Origin of the sequence: Mesorhizobium sp. B2-4-18 (genome assembly GCF_006441385.1) — a bacterium.
Lineage (GTDB): Bacteria > Pseudomonadota > Alphaproteobacteria > Rhizobiales > Rhizobiaceae > Mesorhizobium > Mesorhizobium australicum.
The window spans coordinates 369,241-384,949 of record NZ_VFUW01000001.1 but is presented as its reverse complement, the minus strand read 5'-3'; the positions used below and the strand labels follow the sequence as shown (position 1 = coordinate 384,949).

General features: G+C 62.8%; 16 protein-coding genes. 4 read left to right on the top strand and 12 right to left on the bottom strand.

Features of this window, described 5'->3' with window-relative positions:
* Positions 1 to 34 precede the first annotated feature (34 nt).
* A complete protein-coding gene (locus tag FJ527_RS01755; RefSeq protein ID WP_140821376.1) occupies positions 35 to 1,045 on the top strand; it encodes a class I SAM-dependent methyltransferase in 1,011 nt (336 codons plus the stop codon).
* 116 nt (positions 1,046 to 1,161) lie between these two features.
* Here FJ527_RS01755 and FJ527_RS01750 read toward each other — a convergent pair whose 3' ends face one another.
* The 4 genes from FJ527_RS01750 to fabA all read right to left on the bottom strand — a co-directional run bounded on the left by FJ527_RS01750 (position 1,162) and on the right by fabA (position 5,470).
* Positions 1,162 to 2,706, bottom strand: coding sequence for a bifunctional diguanylate cyclase/phosphodiesterase (locus FJ527_RS01750; protein WP_140614773.1), 1,545 nt, complete (start codon positions 2,704 to 2,706; stop codon positions 1,162 to 1,164).
* A gap of 131 nt (positions 2,707 to 2,837) precedes the next feature.
* A complete protein-coding gene (fabI, locus tag FJ527_RS01745) occupies positions 2,838 to 3,650 on the bottom strand; it encodes an enoyl-ACP reductase FabI (protein WP_140660650.1) in 813 nt (270 codons plus the stop codon).
* A gap of 31 nt (positions 3,651 to 3,681) precedes the next feature.
* Entirely contained in the window at positions 3,682 to 4,902 is a 1,221-nt protein-coding gene (fabB, locus tag FJ527_RS01740) for a beta-ketoacyl-ACP synthase I (protein WP_140821374.1), read from the bottom strand.
* A 49-nt stretch (positions 4,903 to 4,951) separates the two neighbouring features.
* Positions 4,952 to 5,470, bottom strand: a complete 519-nt coding sequence (gene fabA / locus FJ527_RS01735; protein WP_127276870.1) for a 3-hydroxyacyl-[acyl-carrier-protein] dehydratase FabA — start codon at positions 5,468 to 5,470, stop codon at positions 4,952 to 4,954.
* A gap of 242 nt (positions 5,471 to 5,712) precedes the next feature.
* Between fabA and irrA the strand changes: the two genes are divergently transcribed.
* Together irrA and FJ527_RS01725 are read left to right on the top strand one after the other, a co-directional pair.
* Positions 5,713 to 6,144: an iron response transcriptional regulator IrrA gene (gene irrA, locus FJ527_RS01730; protein WP_015313995.1), complete on the top strand. Its 432-nt coding sequence runs from the start codon at positions 5,713 to 5,715 to the stop codon at positions 6,142 to 6,144.
* A gap of 28 nt (positions 6,145 to 6,172) precedes the next feature.
* Complete coding sequence (locus FJ527_RS01725; RefSeq protein ID WP_140821373.1) at positions 6,173 to 6,553, top strand: DUF4260 domain-containing protein; 381 nt, start codon at positions 6,173 to 6,175, stop codon at positions 6,551 to 6,553.
* Here FJ527_RS01725 and FJ527_RS01720 read toward each other — a convergent pair.
* Positions 6,543 to 7,103, bottom strand: a complete 561-nt coding sequence (locus FJ527_RS01720; RefSeq protein ID WP_140821371.1) for an SH3 domain-containing protein — start codon at positions 7,101 to 7,103, stop codon at positions 6,543 to 6,545. The genes FJ527_RS01725 and FJ527_RS01720 overlap by 11 nt on opposite strands.
* Before the next feature lie 148 nt (positions 7,104 to 7,251).
* Here FJ527_RS01720 and FJ527_RS01715 point away from each other — a divergent pair, with 148 nt between their 5' ends.
* Complete coding sequence (locus tag FJ527_RS01715; RefSeq protein WP_140660652.1) at positions 7,252 to 8,253, top strand: D-glycerate dehydrogenase; 1,002 nt, start codon at positions 7,252 to 7,254, stop codon at positions 8,251 to 8,253.
* Positions 8,254 to 8,288: 35 nt separating this feature from the next.
* Here FJ527_RS01715 and FJ527_RS01710 read toward each other — a convergent pair whose 3' ends face one another.
* From FJ527_RS01710 to FJ527_RS01680, 7 genes are all read right to left on the bottom strand, one after another.
* The gene (locus FJ527_RS01710; protein ID WP_181166263.1) at positions 8,289 to 8,774 is read right to left on the bottom strand and encodes a GNAT family N-acetyltransferase; all 486 of its coding nucleotides are present in this window, start codon (positions 8,772 to 8,774) and stop codon (positions 8,289 to 8,291) included.
* Between the two features lie 2 nt (positions 8,775 to 8,776).
* Entirely contained in the window at positions 8,777 to 9,529 is a 753-nt protein-coding gene (locus FJ527_RS01705) for a molybdopterin-synthase adenylyltransferase MoeB (protein ID WP_015313990.1), read from the bottom strand.
* 31 nt (positions 9,530 to 9,560) lie between these two features.
* Complete coding sequence (recF, locus tag FJ527_RS01700) at positions 9,561 to 10,700, bottom strand: DNA replication/repair protein RecF (protein WP_015313989.1); 1,140 nt, start codon at positions 10,698 to 10,700, stop codon at positions 9,561 to 9,563.
* Positions 10,701 to 10,766: 66 nt separating this feature from the next.
* Positions 10,767 to 11,885, bottom strand: a complete 1,119-nt coding sequence (gene dnaN / locus FJ527_RS01695; RefSeq protein WP_015313988.1) for a DNA polymerase III subunit beta — start codon at positions 11,883 to 11,885, stop codon at positions 10,767 to 10,769.
* 200 nt (positions 11,886 to 12,085) lie between these two features.
* Positions 12,086 to 13,630, bottom strand: coding sequence for a chromosomal replication initiator protein DnaA (gene dnaA, locus FJ527_RS01690; RefSeq protein WP_031241021.1), 1,545 nt, complete (start codon positions 13,628 to 13,630; stop codon positions 12,086 to 12,088).
* Between the two features lie 855 nt (positions 13,631 to 14,485).
* A complete protein-coding gene (gene rpsT, locus FJ527_RS01685; protein WP_015319343.1) occupies positions 14,486 to 14,752 on the bottom strand; it encodes a 30S ribosomal protein S20 in 267 nt (88 codons plus the stop codon).
* A gap of 179 nt (positions 14,753 to 14,931) precedes the next feature.
* Positions 14,932 to 15,705, bottom strand: coding sequence for an enoyl-CoA hydratase (locus FJ527_RS01680; protein ID WP_015319342.1), 774 nt, complete (start codon positions 15,703 to 15,705; stop codon positions 14,932 to 14,934).
* Positions 15,706 to 15,709: the final 4 nt, after the last annotated feature.

Sequence of the window (15,709 nt, the reverse complement as noted above, 5' to 3'; positions counted from 1 at the left end):
ATGTCGCGCCCGCTTTTGTTTATGGAGCACGGCCATGTCCGCTGAAGCGTTGAAGACGCTTTTTCATCCATTCGAGGCCGGGGCTCTTTCCCCGCCGGGCAGGGACGAGCGCATTCTCTTCCTTGGCGCCGAACCCGGCCTGCGCTTGCCACAAGGCTTCGAGGCTACGCTGCATCTCGTACAGGGCTTTCGCCCGTATTTCCGCGCTTTGCAGGCGGTTGGCTTCACGGTCACGCCGCGATCGGCCGGTGAGGATTTCGATGCAGTGCTTGTGCTCGCCGGCCGCCATCGCGGCGAAAACGAACTGCGCATCGCCGAGGCTCTCGAGCGGGTGGCGGAGGGTGGATTGATCGTCATTGCCGGTGGCAAGGAGGATGGCATCGCAAGCCTGCGTAAGCGCGTCGGCGATCTTGTTCTCCTTGATAGCCACATGCCAAAATATCACGGCATTGCCTTCTGGCTGCGTCGTCCGGTTGATGTGCAAGCCGCCGCCGCGCTTCGCGCCGCCAATCCCGACTTGCTTGTTGAGGACCGGTTCCGCACCGCACCCGGCATGTTCTCCTTCGACCGCGTCGATGCCGGTTCGAAACTGCTGGTCGACAATCTGCCCGGTGATTTGCGTGGCACCGCGGCCGATTTCTGCGCCGGCTGGGGCTATGTGGCGGCCGAGATGGCTGCCCGCTGTCCGGGCTTGTCGGCCCTCGATCTTTACGAAGCCGATTTCGATGCGCTGGAGGCCGCCAGGGGCAACCTTGCCAACACCGTGGCGCAGGGCTTCTTCTGGACGGATCTGCTGGCCGAGCCTGTCGAGCGCCGCTACGACGTCATCGCAATGAACCCACCCTTCCACCGCAGCCGTGCGGCCGAGCCCGAGATCGGCGTCGGCATGATCCGCGCCGCGGCCAAGGCCTTGAAGCCCGGTGGGCGCCTGTTCATGGTCGCCAACCGCCAGCTTCCCTACGAGCCGGTGCTGTCGGCCGCCTTTGCCAGCCACGCCGAGCTTGCCCGCGACGGCATGTTCAAGGTGTTTGTCGCACGGCGCTGACGCGATGCATTTAATGCGTGTCGCCCGGAAGTGTCATCGGTTCGGGGACAACGCCATCCATAAATCGGAAGCTTACAGCAGGTCGGGCGAATCCTATTGCCGCGACATGTTGTAGGTCAGTGTAGATTGGCGACGCGCCGGACTTCGTCGGTGGCGTGCCTGTCACCAGCGCTGAATTTGAGCGGCGCCGGCCGGCCGAACAGATAGCCCTGCACCACTTCGCAACCAGCTGCCCGCAGCAGTGTCGCCTGGTTCTCGGTCTCAACGCCCTCGGCAATGATGCTGACGCCAAGCGCCCGGGAAAGCCCGACAATGGTCGACACGACCGCGCCGGAGCTCGCATCGGTATCGATACGGCTGACGAAGGAGCGGTCGATCTTCAGCTTGCCGAATGAGAAGTCGATCAGATAGCTGAGGTTGGAATAGCCGGTGCCGAAATCATCGACGGCGACCGAGATCCCCATCTCGGCGAGTTCTTTCAGGATGGCGGCCGCGCGGTCGCGGTCCTGCATCATCGCCGTCTCGGTGACTTCCAGTTCCAGCCGTGACGGCTTGATGCCGGTGCTCCGCATCGTGTCGCGCACAAGCCCGACGAAATCCTTGGTCATGAACTGGACCGGCGAGATGTTGACGGCGACGAAACAGTCGTCCGGCAGATGGCGGGCATCGCTGCAGGCCTTGCGCAGCACCCATTCGCCGATCGGATTGATCATGCCGGTCTCCTCGGCGATCTGGATAAACTCCATCGGAGGGATCATGCCGCGTTCGGGATGCTGCCACCGGATCAACGCCTCGTAGCCGACGATGCGGCCTGTCGGAAGGTCGAGCTGCGGCTGATAATGCAGGTCGAAATCGCCGCGCTCGAACGCATTGTGCAGTTCGGACTCGACCCATTGGCGATGGTCGGCCACCCGCCCCATATCGCTGTTGAAGACCGACCAGTTGCCAACCCCGCTGGCGCGCGCATTCTGCAGCGCCAGGTTGGAACGGCGCAGGATGAGGACCGGATCGATCCCATCCTTGGGCATCGCCACGATGCCCACCGACAGGCTCACCGATTGCTGGTGGGTGCTGAGTTCATACGGCTCCATCATCTCGTCGATGAGCCTCTCGACCATGCTTTCCAGGGTCCCCTGGATCTGGTGATCGGGAAGCAGCACCGCGAACTCGCCGGCCCCGATCCGCCCGATCAGTGCGCGCGCCGGCACGCAGTCGCGCAGCCGCTTGGTGAAGGCGCGGATCAGTTCGTCACCGTGAGTGTAGCCGATTGCATCGTTGATCTGCTTGAACCGGTCGATGTCGATGTCGATCAGGAACATCGGTTCCCCGGTGCGGCTTGTCGCGCATGCCGCCTCGGCGATCTTGCCGACCATCGCCGGGCGGGCCAGCAGTCCGGTCAGCTTGTCGAAATGGGTTTCGTTGAAGACGAAATCCGCCGATTCATCGACACCAGCAAAGAAGGACATCGCCGCCACCGATGCGGCCAGCGCACAAAGCGCGGCCATGATCGACACCATCATATCAGCCGAAATGCCGGCAAATCCGTCGCCGAGACCGTGCTTCAGCCCCCAGATTCCGAGGACGAAACTGCCAATGCCCGAACTTGCTATCGTGAGCAGTCGGAACACGGGTGTTCGCTTCGGGTTGATGGCGGCTGGCATGAAAAAGGTCCCCAGATGGGAAGCTTTATAGCGGAAACCTTCTTAAAATGGGTTTCCGCGAATGAATCCAATTTTACCGGAGAGGATTATTTTCTTTACTGGCAAAAAACCCGCGTGACCGGGGCCGCTCGTCAGTCGCGACCGCCATCCGTCTGCTTCAACTCGTCGAGGGTCGGCATCGACACGATATGGTAGCCGGAATCGACATAGTGGATTTCGCCAGTGACGCCGGAAGCAAGGTCGGACAGGAGATACAGCGCGGAGCCGCCGACCTCGTCGATCGTCACCGTCCGGCGTAGCGGCGAGTTCCGCTGCTGGTAGGAGAACATGTGGCGGGCGTCCGAAATGCCGGCGCCGGCCAGTGTACGCACCGGACCGGCCGAGATGCCGTTGACCCGGATGCCGCGCGGGCCGTAGTCGTTGGCGAGGTAGCGCACGCTGGCCTCCAGGCCAGCCTTGGCGACGCCCATGACATTATAGTTCGGCATGACGCGGACCGAGCCGGCATAGGTCAGCGTGATCATCGAGCCGCCGGCGGTCATCAGGGGCGCGGCATTGCGCGCCACCTCGGTGAAGGAATAGCAGGAGATCACCATGGTGCGGACGAAATTGTCCCGGCTGGTATCGGCATAGAGGCCTTTCAACTCGTTCTTGTCGGAAAAGCCGATGGCATGGACGACGAAGTCCAGTCCGCCCCACGCCTTGCCAAGCGTCTCGAACGTGGCGGCGACCGAAGCGCTGTCCTCGACGTCGCAGGGAACGACCAGCGAAGCGCCGAGCTTGTCGGCGAGTGGCTTGACCCGGCGGCCAAAAGCCTCGCCCTGGTAGGTGAAGGCCAGTTCCGCCCCCTGTTCGGACAATTTCCGGGCAATGCCCCAGGCGATCGAATGATCGTTGGCGACACCCATGACAAGCCCGCGCTTGCCCTTCATCAATCCGTCCATGGCCGGCAATCCTTATATGAAAAACTTGGCCTTATGCGGAGTAGCGCTGGAAAACGAGCGTCGCGTTGGTGCCGCCGAAACCGAAGGAGTTCGACAGAACGGTGTCGATCCCTGCGTTGTCGATGCGCTTGCGTACGATCGGCATGCCCTCGAATTCCGGATCGAGCGTCTCGATATGGGCGCTTTCGCCGATGAAGCCGCCTTGCATCATCAGGATCGAATAGATGGATTCCTGCACGCCCGCCGCGCCCAGAGAATGGCCGGTCAGCGACTTCGTCGACGTGATGAACGGCATCTTCTCGCCGAACACTTCACGGATGGCGCCCATTTCCTTCGAATCGCCGACCGGCGTTGAGGTGCCGTGCGTGTTGATGTAGTCGACCGGCGTGGAAACCGTCGCCAGCGCCTGGCGCATGCAGCGGACCGCGCCTTGGCCCGAGGGCGCAACCATGTCGAAACCGTCCGAAGTGGCGCCGTAGCCGACGATCTCCGCGTAGATCTTGGCGCCGCGCGCCTTGGCGTGCTCCAGCTCTTCCAGCACCAGTACGCCGGCGCCGCCGGCTATGACGAAGCCGTCGCGATTGGCGTCGTAGGCGCGCGATGCGGTCGGGGCCCTGTCGTTGAACTTCGACGACATGGCGCCCATGGCGTCGAACAGGTCCGACATCGTCCAGTCGAGATCCTCGTGGCCGCCGGCAAAGACCATGTCCTGCTTGCCCCACTGGATCAGCTCGTAGCCATTGCCGATGCAATGCGCCGAGGTCGAGCAGGCCGAGGAGATCGAATAGTTGACGCCATGGATCTTGAACCATGTTGCCAAGGTTGCCGAGGCCGTCGACGACATCGCCTTCGGCACCGCGAAGGGACCGATGCGCTTGGGGCTGCCGTTCTTGAGCGTGGTTTCGGCCGCCTCGACGATGGTGCGTGTCGAGGGACCGCCCGAACCCATGACGATGCCGGTGCGCTCGTTGGTGATGTCGCTCTCGTCGAGGCCGGCATCCGCGATCGCCTGGTCCATGGCGACGTGATTCCACGCCGCGCCCTGGCTTAGGAATCGCATCGCGCGGCGGTCGATCATCGCCGAAGGATCGAGCGTCGGCGCGCCCCAGACCTGGCACCGGAAGCCATGTTCGGCAAAGGAATCGGAAAAGCTGATGCCGGATCTGGCGTCATGCAGCGAGGTCTGCACCTCGTTGGCATTGTTGCCGATCGACGACACGATGCCGAGGCCTGTGACTACGACACGTCTCATTCGCAACTCCTTCCAGGGATGCTGGCCAATGCGCGGGCCAGGGCTGCGGTCAAGCGACCGCCGACTGCTTGGACAGACCGACCTTCAGGTCCGTCGCCGCATATATGGGCTCGCCATCCGCCTTCATCCAGCCATCGGCGATGCCGAGCACCAGCCGGCCGCGCATCACACGCTTGAAATCAACGCCGTACTCGACCTTCTTGACCGATGGCGTGACCATGCCCTTGAACTTGACCTCTCCGGTCGACAGCGCCATTCCCTTGCCGGGTTCGCCAAGCCAGCCGAGATAGAAGCCGGTCAATTGCCACAGGGCGTCAAGGCCGAGACAGCCCGGCATGATCGGATTGCCGATGAAATGGCAGGCAAAGAACCACAGGTCGGGCTTGATATCGAATTCCGCGCGAATGAAACCCTTGTCGAAGGCGCCGCCGGTTTCGCTGACCTCGGTGATACGGTCGAACATCAGCATCGGCGGGTAGGGCAACTGGGCATTGCCCTCTCCGAACAGCTCGCCACGAGCGCAGGCCAGCAATTCTTCGTAGTCGTAGCTGGATTTCGAACCCGCCATCAATTTCGTCCCCATATCGTCCGGGCGGTAGCGCGCCCTTGTCGTTGGTGTCCTAACACAATCTGTTTCAGGCCGGAAACCGGCGTTTGCGCTTAACCCGCCAGTCTGCCCGGGTCAATGCGCGCTATTGATCGCATTCGGGCGACAGAATATATGTCAACAGGGGTCCGGTTCCGGCAGACATTCATTTTTTTGCCATTCTGGGCGTGTCTTGAAGCGGGACTGCGAGCTTGGAAGACCAGATGGACCGGGGCTGCCGGAAGGAAAATGTCGCTGTGGACAAGCGGGTACGTGAAGCCGGCCTGAGGCCGACCCGTCAGCGCATTGCGCTAGCCGACCTGCTTTTCGCCAAGGGCGACCGCCATTTGTCGGCTGAGGAACTGCATGAGGAGGCGCAGGCCGCTGGCGTGCCGGTATCGCTGGCCACCGTCTACAACGCGCTTCACCAGTTTACCCAAGCGGGGCTGCTGCGCATTCTCGCCGTCGAAGGTTCCAAGACCTACTTCGACACCAACACCTCCGACCACCACCATTTCTACATCGAAGGCGAAAACAGGATTTTCGACATCGCCAACGGCCCGGTAACCGTCACCAATCTGCCGGAGCCGCCCGAAGGCATGGAGATCGCCAATGTCGATATCGTGGTGAGGCTGCGTCCCAAGCGTCCGGAATGATCGGTCTGGCCCGAATAATCGGTCTGGGATGAAATTTCTCGATTGGACAGTGCGGCTCGAATGGGCCGTCGCGGCGGCTACCGCGATCGTCTTCTATGGCGCGACAGGCGTTTCCTGGTGGCTCTTCGCGTTGCTCATCCTGGCGCCGGACCTGTCGATGCTGGGTTATCTCGGCGGCCCACGCGTCGGCGCCATTGCCTACAACGCCTTGCACATTCTGATCGTACCGGTGCTTGTGTTGCTTGCCGGGCACCTCGCCGGCAGTGCGGTCGGCAACGCCGTCGCACTGATCTGGATCGCGCATATCGCGATCGACCGCGCGCTGGGCTACGGCTTGAAGCTGTCAACAGGATTTCAGGATACCCATCTCGGCCGTATCGGGCGCGAAAGCGAAACGTTCAGTCCTTGACCCGCTCGCCCGGATAAGCGCCCCAGACGACCGACTGGGCAAGCCAGCCGGTGTGGCCGTCGAACGCCATCTCGCACCACTGGCCGTCGCAGGCTTTGATCGTGCCCATGACGCCGGGTTCTACGATCGCCACCACTCTGGCATCCTTTTCAGGGCTCTTGAGAAGATTGATCTGGCCGCCCTTGCCGCGCTGCCAGGGAGCGACGATTGCGGTACGCCGGCCCGAAAGCAGCGACTGGTTGATCCATCCTTCCGAGCCGTCGGCGTCGCGCACGCGCCGCCACGTATCGAATTCCTGGATGATTTCCATGGGCAGGCCAGCCTTCATATACATCCAGTCGACCGAATAGTTGGCGCCGGGGCCGACACGCGAGTTGACGCGGCCGGATTTCAGGCTGACGAATCGCGGCAGCGGCAGGCCGCTCGGTCCGAGCGTGATGGCGCTCTGGGCGGGAGCGGCCGCGCTTTGCGCGCCGGCAAGCGGAGAATAGAGAAGAGCGCCGAGAAATGCTGCGCTGAGGGCCAGGCGAAGCGACGCGAAACCAGACACTTTCGTTCCTTTCGGCACCGGCCCGATGGCTGCGGCACCCCTTTTTCTTTGTCTTCGGCGGCACCGCTTGTTACATGGGTAAATCGGCTACCGCGACCGGCTTTCAGTTTCGCCTGTCTTGGTTAAAGAGGTCTCAACGAGGGAAACAATGGTAGGCAAAAAGAAGCCTCTCGTGGTCATCACGCGAAAGCTGCCCGACCCGGTCGAGACCCGCATGCGCGAGCTGTTCGACGCAAGGCTGAACGTCGAGGACAGGCCGATGACGCAGCCGGAACTGGTCGCCGCGGTCAAGGAAGCCGACGTGCTGGTGCCGACCGTGACCGACCAGATCGACGCCGCACTGATTGCCCAGGCCGGCGACAATCTCAAGCTGATCGCCAATTTCGGCAACGGCGTCGACAAGATCGACGTGGCGGCGGCGGCCAAGAGGGGCATCACCGTCACCAACACGCCCAACGTGCTCACCGAAGATACCGCCGACATGACCATGGCGTTGATGCTGGCGGTGCCGCGCCGGCTGGCGGAAGGCGCCAGTGTGCTCACGGGCGACAAGAAATGGGCCGGCTGGTCGCCGACCTGGATGCTTGGCCGGCGCATCTGGGGCAAGCGGCTCGGCATTGTCGGCATGGGCCGCATCGGCACCGCCGTTGCCAGGCGAGCCAAGGCTTTCGGCCTGTCCATTCACTATCACAACCGGCATCGTGTGCTGCCGGCGGTCGAGGATGGGCTGGAGGCGACCTATTGGGAAAGTCTCGACCAGATGCTGGCCCGCATGGACATCATCTCGGTGAATTGTCCCTCGACACCCGCTACCTTTCATCTTCTGTCGGCGCGGCGGCTCGCGTTGCTGCAGCCCACCGCCTATATCGTCAACACTGCCCGCGGCGACATCATCGACGAAGAAGCGCTGGTCAAGCTGATCCAGGACGGCAAGATCGCCGGCGCCGGCCTGGACGTTTACGAGCACGAACCGGCCCTGAACGGCAAGCTCTTGAAGCTGGCCGCCAGGAACAAGGTCGTGCTTCTGCCGCATATGGGCTCGGCCACGCTCGAGGGCCGCATCGACATGGGCGAGAAGGTCATCATCAATATCCGCGCCTTCGTCGATGGCCATCGCCCGCCGGACCGCGTGCTGCCGCTCAGGACCTGAAAACCTTCCAGGCGCCGGCTCTCATAAACCGAAGCTTACGAAATGGTCTTGCGCATGGTGATGGACGTCGGCCTGTCATAGCCCTCATGCGCCGTCCGTTCGGTTTCGCGAAAGCCGAGCCGGGCAAAGGCGGCATGATTTGCGGCCAGTTCGATCCTCGTCTCCAGTTCGATGTCGGCCTTGCCGCGGCTGCGGGCCAGATCTTCGGCCGCTTGCATCAGCCGCCGGCCAATGCCTTGCCCCTGCCGGTCCGGGGCGACGGCGAGCTTGCCGACATAAAGACCCTCGGCCTTTTCGAGAGCAAAAACGCAGCCCACGATCCTGTCGCCGTCGAGCGCCAGAAAGCCTGTCTCCCGCAAGGCTTTGGCGCGCAGTGCTTCGACTGTGAGCAGGTGAGCCGACGACGGCGGGTCGATGATGCCGTCCATGAAGGCGAAGGCATGCATGATCAGGGCAAGCACATCACCCCAGCGGCCGAAATCGGCGGGGATTTGCGTGATCGAAACACGGGTTTGTTCCAAGATCAGCGTCTTTTGTAGCGGATGGTCTCGAAGCGGGCGGCGAGCGCATCGTAAAGCAGCAGCCGGCCGATCAGCGGCTCGCCTATGCCGGTGACCAGTTTGATCGCCTCCATTGCCTGCAGGGTGCCGACGACGCCGGTCAGCGCGCCGAGCACTCCGGCCTCCGCACAGGACGGCACCAGGCCCGGCGGCGGGGCTTCGGGAAACAGATCCCGATAGCTCGGGTTCGGCTTGCCGTCCCTGCCGTCCTCGAAAGGCTTCAACACGGTGACCGAGCCATCGAAACGTCCGACGGCCGCATGCACCAGCGGCTTCCCTTCGCTGGCGCAGGCATCGGCAACCACATAACGCGTCTCGAAATTGTCGGACCCGTCGACGACGATATCGTACTTGGCGACGAGGGCAGGGGCGTTTTCCGCGGTGAGCCGGAATGTGTGCGTTTCGACCGATATGTTGGGATTGATGCGGGCGATCGCAGCGCCGGCGCTCTGGGTTTTCAGCATGCCGACCGTATCGGTGCCGTGAATGACCTGCCGTTGTAGGTTGGAGAGCGAAACAGTGTCGTCGTCGACAATGCCGAGCGTGCCGACACCGGCCGCGGCGAGATATTCAAGCACCGGCGCCCCGAGCCCGCCAGCGCCGATCACCAGCACCCGCGCCTGCTTGAGCTTCTGCTGGCCAGCGCCGCCGACCTCGGGCAGCACGATGTGGCGGGCATAGCGTTCGATCTCGTCGGCGGTGAGGGCGGTAGTCATGTCAGGACCATATAGCGGCCGAAAAATCTTGTCAGGGGTCTTCGGTTGGCCCAACCGTGCCATGGTCGACCGTCAGGAACTGAGCGCGGCCATGCAGGCTGGAAAACAGCGCCGCATCGGTACCCGTCATGAAAGCCTGGCAGTTCAGGTCTTCCAGGATCGAGAACAGTGCCGCGCGCCGGCCGCCATCGAGGTGCGCCGCGATCTCGTCGAGCAGCAGGATCGGCGTCAGGCCGGACATTTCGCCGGTCAGCCGGGCATGCGACAGCACGATGCCGACCAGCAACGCCTTCTGTTCGCCGGTCGAGCAGAGTTCGGCCGGCATTGCCTTGGGCCGGTGCCGGACCATGAGGTCCGAGCGGTGCGGGCCCTCGAGGGTACGTCCGGCGGCGCGGTCGCGGTCGCGGCCATCGGCAAGCGCCCGTCGGAACCGCTCCTCGACATCGACCGCCGGCGCACCGGCAATCTCGGCCTCCAATTCACCCGAAAGGCCGATATCGGCCCGCGGAAACGGTCCGGTGTCGGGCAGCCGGTCGATCATGGCCACCAGCAGGCGCACCAACTCGGCGCGCGCGGCCGCTATCGCCACGCCGGTCTCGGCCATCTGCGTCTCTATCGCCTCGAACCAGCTGGCATCCCGCGAGCCTTCCGTCAGCAAGCGGTTACGGCCTCGCATCGCCTTCTCGTAGTCGAGTGCGCGCTGGCCATGGCCGGGATCGATCGCTAGCACCAGCCGGTCGAGAAAGCGCCGGCGATCCGCGGCCGGCCCGGTGAACAGCGAATCCATCGCCGGCGTCAGCCACACGACCCGCAGCCATTCCAGCATGTCCTCGGCCCGCGCCGCGGCTCCATTTATACGCACCCGCCTGCCGCTCTCCGCGGTGTCGCCCCCGGAAATGCCTGTACCGATCTCGACCTCGCCTTCAGGTCCGTCGAGCCGTGCATGCAGGGCAAAACCGCCATCGCCACCCTCACGGGCCACATCCCCGTAGGCTGCGCGGCGCAAGCCGCGTCCCGGTGTCAAAAAGGAGATCGCTTCGAGGAGATTGGTCTTACCCGCACCATTGTCGCCGGAAAAGACCACGGCGCCCGGCGCGACATCTATCGCAAGGGTCGCATAGTTGCGAAAATTGGTAAGCGTGAGCTTACTTATGTGGGTTTGTGCCGGCAACCGCTATCCGCCTGTAGAAGTCGCCGCAACCAAGGCCTAGTCGTATCGCCAGCGACGCCGCGCCGGCTATACCCGCATCGGCATCAGCACGTAAAGCGCGGTCTCATCGGCCATGTCGTGGATCAGCGTCGGCGAACCGGCATCGGCCAACATGAATTTGGCCTCCGTGCCGGTCAATTGCGCGGCGACATCGAGCAGGTATTTGGCGTTGAAGCCGATCTCGATCGGGTCGGCCGAATAGTCGGCCGCCAGTTCTTCCGTGGCGCTGCCTGAATCCGGATTGTTGACCGCAAGCGTCACCTGGCCTTCGCTGATCGAGAGCTTCACCGCGCGGCCGCGTTCGGAAGAGATGGTCGAGACCCGGTCGACCGCGGCGGCGAAGCTTTGGCGGTCGAGGATCAGCTTCTTGTCGTTGCCGGTCGGAATGACCCGCTGATAGTCCGGGAAGGTGCCGTCGATCAGCTTCGAGGTGAGGACGACGCTGCCGATGGTGAAGCGGATTTTGGTGTCGGACAGTTCGGTGGTCACGGCGACATCCGGATCGTCGACCAGTTTCTGCAACTCGCTCACTGTTTTGCGCGGAATGATGATGCCCGGCATGCCCTCGGAGCCGGCCGGCGCGTCAATCTCGGCGCGCGCCAGCCGATGGCCGTCGGTTGCCACCGAGCGCAGCTTCAGCTTGCCGCCGACTTCATGCGTGTGCAGGTAGATGCCGTTGAGATAGTAGCGTGTCTCCTCGGTGGAGATGGCGAACTGCGTCTTCTCGATCAGGCCCTTCAGCGCCACCGCATCGAGGCGGAAGATGTGCGAGAAGGATCCGGCCGAAAGCTCGGGAAAATCGGATTGCGGCAGGCACTGCAGGCGGAAGCTCGAGCGGCCCGACGTCACCGTCATGGCGTTGCCGTCCTCATCCGTCTTCAGCATTACCTCGGCGCCGTCGGAGAGCTTGCGCACGATGTCATAGAGCAGGTGCGCGGGGACCGTCGTCGCGCCGCCGCGCTCGACCTTGGCGGGCGTCGCTTCCGTCACCTCCAGGTCGAGGTCGGTGGCCTTCATTTCGAGGCTGGCGCCGTCCGCGCTGAGAAGCACGTTCGACAGGATCGGTATGGTGTTGCGCCGTTCGACCACGCGGTGCACGTGGTTGAGCGACTTCAGGAGATTTGACCGTTCCAGGATAACACGCATGACGAAACAGGCTCGCTTGAATGAATGAACGGGTCTCCGGCTGCCGGCGCCCCGCGAAAGCTCTGAACAGGCTTCAGAATCTACGCAAACTGACAGGAAAAAACCAGTGAACGCAAGCCCGCGCCACCGGTTCGGGCCGGTTGCGCGGGCTTTCTGGGGATAAAGCTGGCCAACCCCGCAAGCGGGCGCTTTCCAGCCGGTCAGGCCTGGTCGTTGATCAGCCTTCTCAGCAATTCCAGTTCCTGCGCCAGCGTGTTGTCATTGCCGGAAAGGTCCTCGATCTTGCGCACGGCGTGCAGCACCGTCGTGTGATCGCGGCCACCGAAGCGCCGTCCGATTTCCGGCAGTGAGCGCGGCGTCATCACCTTCGAAAGATACATGGCGACCTGTCGCGGCTTGACGATGGTGCGCGTGCGCCGATTGGACAGCAATTCCGTCTTCGAGACGTTGTAGTGACGCGCCACGATACGCTGAATGTCCTCGATGCGGACCCGCTTCGGCTCGCCCGTGCGATAGATGTGGCCGAGAATCTCGTCGATGCGGTCGATGGTGATCTGCGGCTCGAACGACTGGCGAAACAGGAGCTGGTTGAAGGCGCCCTCCAGTTCACGTCCGCTGCCGGTCACGGTGCGGGCAACGTGGTTGAGGATCTCTTCGGAAATGCCCAGCGATGCATCGTCGATCCTGGCCGTGGCCAGACGCAGTTTGAGCATGCCGAGCCGCATGGCGAAATCGGGCGCCGACATTTCGAGCGCGACGCCGCCGTTGAGACGCGAACGGACCCGCGGTTCGAGCGATTCCAGCTCCGACGGTGGCCGGTCGGCGGCAACGACGACCTGCTTGGCGCTGTCGAGCAGCATGTTGATCAGATGACAGAATTCATGCTGGATCGATTTGCCCTGCAGGAATTGCATGTCGTCGATGATCAAGAGATCGATGTCGCGCAACTGCTCCTTGAGCGTCAGTGCGTTGTTGTCGCGGATCGCCGTGGCGAAGCGCCACATGAAATATTCCGCGGTGAGGTAGACGACGCGTGACTTCGGGTTCTGCTTCAGCGATTCCGCCGCGATGGCCTGCAGCAGGTGCGTCTTGCCGAGCCCGACGGTGGCATGCAGGAAAAGCGGATTGAAGCGTACCGCGCTCGACTGCGATTCCGCCACGGCCTTGGCGGCGGCGAAGGCAACGCGGTTCGACGGTCCCTCGATGAAGGAGCCGAACGTGTAACGCGGATCAAGCGGTGATCCCAGGACATTGTGGCGGAACTCGCTCTCGACCGGCACGCCCGGACGCGGCATCGGAGACCGCTCCACCCTACCTGGACTGACGGTGCCGGCGGCCAGCGCCGTCTGCGTCTGCCGCGTCATCTTGCGAGCCGGCGCCAATTCCGGTTCGGGCTGGCCGCGCCCCTGACGGGTTGCGGTGCGCACGACGATTTCGATCTTGAGAAGCTCGGGATCCTCGTGCTTCCACAGCTCTGAAATGAGATCATGATAGTGGCCGTTGATCCACGAGCGCAGGAACGCGGTGGGCACGGAGATGCGGACAATGCCCTTGGACGCTTCCGCGACCTTCATGCGTCCAAACCAGCTGGAATAAACTTCGGTTCCCAGGCGCGCCTTCAACTGGGCCTTGACCCGGTCGAACTTCTGTTCCGCGTCGCTGGAGACCGCCATCTCGTTTGCTCCGATCAAAGTTCCAGGAAATGGGAGGTCGCCCGTAAGCTCCCTTTCGATGCCGCTCTGCATGATCGAGTTCCTTGCCTTTCTGTACCTGTTTTTCGCTGGGGATGCGCCTCCTGCATCCTTTTCCGGCGACCGTGTCCTCGCTACGATGCCCATTGCCGCCGCCGGCAATGAACGTCGCCCACTATCCGGCGGGAACCGGTGCCGGCCCATGGAAGCCAGTCCGCGTTGGGTATGTCAGGGCAATACAACACCGTCCGGCGAAAGAGCGCCGGCGCGCCGTCCTACCTGCCATGTCTAGTTACGCCAGTCCCCTACCGTATCGAAAAAGAGCAAACCATACCCGTTCGCGGACTTGATCCACGTCGCAAATCCCGCCAATTTAAGCTGGCCGCGTAAGGCTGGGTTAAGGGCCAGAGGCCCGCCCCGTTCGATAGATCGACATTACCGAAATCGCTGTGGATAGGGCAAGGCCACGTCTAACGGATTTTTAAGGAATCTGGTTACCTCGGGCGGGTTGGAGCGCCATGCCGCGGCGGCATATTTTGACAAAGCCATTGGGATTCAAACCCTTTTCCGACGAATATGAAAAAGCCGGGCCAGCGCGAAATTTTCTGAAATAATTCACTTGACAGCCAGTTGTCCTCCCGTCCCTTCGGCGCGTTGTGGACAAGCTGTGGATGACTGTCGCTAACAATTTGAAAACAAATGCCTATTTGTGCGGGGCGGAGTTTTTTCAGTCGGCGCTTTTCAAGCGCGCCGATCATCAGCGGGCATGTATGTGCCGGCAAACCATTTCGAACTCGGGAGCCTGCACTTGGGGCTGTCTGCGGCTATTCTTTTTAAGTACTTGCCGGCAAACGAAAAAACCCGGCGCGATCGGCCGGGTTCGAAGAAGATCGTCCTGAAAAGGCGATGTCAGGCCGACAGCACCTTGAGGCGCTGGGCGAGGCGCGACACCTTGCGGGACGCTGTGTTCTTGTGCATCACGCCCTTGGTTGCGGCGCGCATCAATTCCGGCTCGGCTGCCTTGAAGGCGGCCTGTGCGGCGGCCTTGTCGCCGGAGGCGAGTGCCTCTTCGACCTGGCGCACGTAGGTGCGGACGCGCGAGCGGCGGTTCTTGTTGATCGCTGCGCGGCGGGCGATCTTGCGCGTTGCCTTTTTGGCCGAGGATGTGTTGGCCATGATGCCTCTCTTCTGATCTGGTCGGCGCACGCGGCGTGCCGCAGGGCGCAAAAAACAAACGGGCAGCCACGGGGCCGCCTCGGTTGGTGCGGCTTATAGTTCAGCTTTTCCGGCGCGTCAACGCCGACGGGCGTTCTTTTTGCCGATGCCACGGGTTTCGGACGCTGGCCCGCCACGCCCTACCGGTTGGTGAAATTCGGCTTCCGCTTTTCGGCGAACGCCGCCATCCCTTCCTTCTGGTCTTCGAGCGCGAAAAGCGAGTGGAACAGGCGGCGTTCGAAGCGCAATCCCTCGGCAAGCGTCGTCTCATAGGCCCGGTTCACCGCTTCCTTGGCCATCATCACCGATGGCAGCGAGAAATCCGCGATTTTGGCCGCCGCCTTGACGGCCTCTTCGACCAGCTCGGCGGCCGGAACGACCCGCGACACCAGGCCCGAACGTTCGGCCTCGGCGGCATCCATCATTCGTCCCGTCAGGCACATGTCCATTGCTTTCGATTTGCCGACGAACCGGGTCAGGCGTTGCGACCCGCCCATGCCGGGAATGACACCGAGCGTGATCTCGGGCTGGCCGAATTTGGCCGTATCGGCGGCAATGATGAAGTCGCACATCATGGCGAGTTCGCAGCCGCCTCCCAGGGCATAGCCGGCCACCGCCGCGATGATCGGCTTTCGTGCCCGCGTGAACTCTTCCCAGCCAACGAAGAAGTCCTGGCTGTAGGCATCCGCGTAGGAGATCGCCTGCATTTCCTTGATGTCGGCACCGGCGGCGAAGGCCTTGTCGGAACCGGTAACAACCACGGCGCCGATGCCAGGATCGGCGCAGAAACCGTTCACGGCCGAGACGAGTTCAGCAAGGATCCGGGAATTCAACGCATTGAGCGCTTTTGGCCGGTTCAGCGTGATCAGCCCGACCTTGCCACGCGTCTCGGTGATGATCGTCTCATAGTCCATGGGC